This is a genomic window from Marinimicrobium sp. UBA4509 (assembly GCF_002388575.1).
Taxonomy (GTDB): Bacteria; Pseudomonadota; Gammaproteobacteria; order Pseudomonadales; family Cellvibrionaceae; genus Marinimicrobium; species Marinimicrobium koreense.
This window is the reverse complement of the sequence record NZ_DGMV01000051.1, coordinates 43,022-44,861: the sequence shown is the minus strand read 5'-3', so window position 1 is coordinate 44,861 and position 1,840 is coordinate 43,022. Positions and strand designations below refer to the sequence as shown.

Annotated in this window: 1 protein-coding gene and 1 pseudogene; both read right to left on the bottom strand. The window is 60.9% G+C overall.

Annotation, left to right across the window (positions count from 1 at the left end; all coding sequences use genetic code 11):
* Window positions 1-788: pseudogene (locus tag B3520_RS09125) on the bottom strand (hypothetical protein); the annotation flags it as partial.
* Between the two features lie 56 nt (window positions 789-844).
* On the bottom strand, window positions 845-1,840 hold a 996-nt coding region (locus B3520_RS09120), incomplete at its 5' end, for a phosphoribosylaminoimidazolesuccinocarboxamide synthase (RefSeq protein WP_286875897.1).

Genomic DNA, 1,840 nt, shown 5'->3' with positions numbered 1-1,840 from the left:
CCTTCTTCCCGAGCCGCCAGTTGTGCCTCCAGCTCGGCCCGTTCGGTCTGTTTGTCGCGATACTGATCCAGTGCCTGCTGGTAGCGTTGGGCGAGTTCCTGCGGTGGGGTAATGGGCAGGGCGGTCCAGTCCTGGTGCAGCTTGTCGAGCTTGGCGTCGAACAGCGGGTCCTGTTCGCTGCGCAGCAGTTGCTCGAGTTTCTCACAGATCACCAGCGCGTGGGCTTCGGCCTCGGCACGCCGGGCGTCCTCCGCCTTGAAGGCCTCCAGACGCTGTTTGGCGAGCTTGTATACGGTTTTGTCCCGACCCTGGGCGGCTTTGTGCAGTTTTTCCAGCTCCGGGCGGGTGGTGATTTTCTCGGCCGCCGCCCGACGGATCTGGATGCTGGCCCCGTTCACCGCCAGCTCCAGCAGCAGTTCGGGCTCGTTGATCTGTTCGAGTACTGCCTGGCCGGCCCGGGACGAGTAGCTGCTCAGGGCCAGTAACTGGGCTTCATCGGACACCGCTTTGGACAGTTCTTCCAGACTCAGGTGCTCTTCTTCCAGTAATTGGCCGATGCGCTTGCGCGCGGCCTGCTGAAGGCGGCCATTGCCATCACCGAGCGAGAGGTTGAGCAGGGTCTGGTTGTAGCTCAGGTGGTTCAGGGCCGCCTCGCGCAGCGCTTCCTGGGTGTCGCTCTGTACCAGCGCCAGCAACTCCGACTCGGGGCGGTCTTCCAGCGCCTTGATCTGCTCGTCCAGAGAAGGTTGCTTGTTACGGGAACCAAATAGTCGCTTCAGTGGTGACATAAGAGTACAGGCTCGTCTGGGAAGTTCTTGGTTATTGTACGCCGTCGGGCGTGTCGTCAGTCCTGAATCAACCCGTACTGGCTGCGCAGGGTGTCGATAATCTCCGCCCGCGGGTTATCCGACAGCGCCAGCGGGCGGCCAATGATTTTCTCCGCAATACCCACATAGGTATCGGACACGCGCATCATCACCTCCCGGGGCAGTTCGGTCTGTTCGGCCAGCGCGGTGCGTTCGTCCATACGGCTTTTATCCAGCAGCACATCCGGGTCATCAAAGTAGTGTAGCAACTCCTGCCGGAAGGCTTCTTTGGACTGCTCGACAACTTTGCCCTCCCGGTATTGGGCGCCGTCCCAGATACGGGATGAGTCCGGCGTACCGACTTCGTCCATATAGATCAGCTTTTCCTGACCCTCGGCATTGCGGACATAGCCAAACTCGAACTTGGTGTCGACGAAAATCTGGTCGATCTTGGCCAGATCGTCGCTGATTACCCCAAAGCCCTCTTTGAGCAAGCGCTCGTAGGCGTCGATATCGCTGGGTGAGCGGAAGTTGAAGGCCTGATAGTGCCGCTCCAGATCGGCGCGGCTGATGTTGACGTCATCCGCCTCCGGCACACCATCCAGACCCTTGAGAATGCCTTTGGTGGAGGGGGTGATCAGCAGCTCGGGCAGTTTCTGGTCCCGCTCCAGCCCGTCGGGCAGAGTGATACCGCAGAAGGTGCGCTCACCCTTGGCGTAGGCGCGCCACATGGAGCCGGTGATGTACTGGCGGCAGATGGCCTCGATCATCACCGGTTGGGCTTTCTGCACAATCCACACCAGAGGGTGGGGAATATCCAGAATGTGGCTGTCGGCCAGCCCCTCTTCGCGAAAGCGCTGGAACCAGTGATTGGAAATGGCGTTCAGCGCCGCGCCCTTGCCGGGTACGCCGTTCATGCCGCCTTCGCCTTTCCAGAGGCATTCGAAGGCAGAAATCCGGTCGCTGATGACCATGATCGCCAGGGGGGTGTCCGGGGCGACGGGGTAGCCTTTTTCCCGGATCAGGCGCTCGCT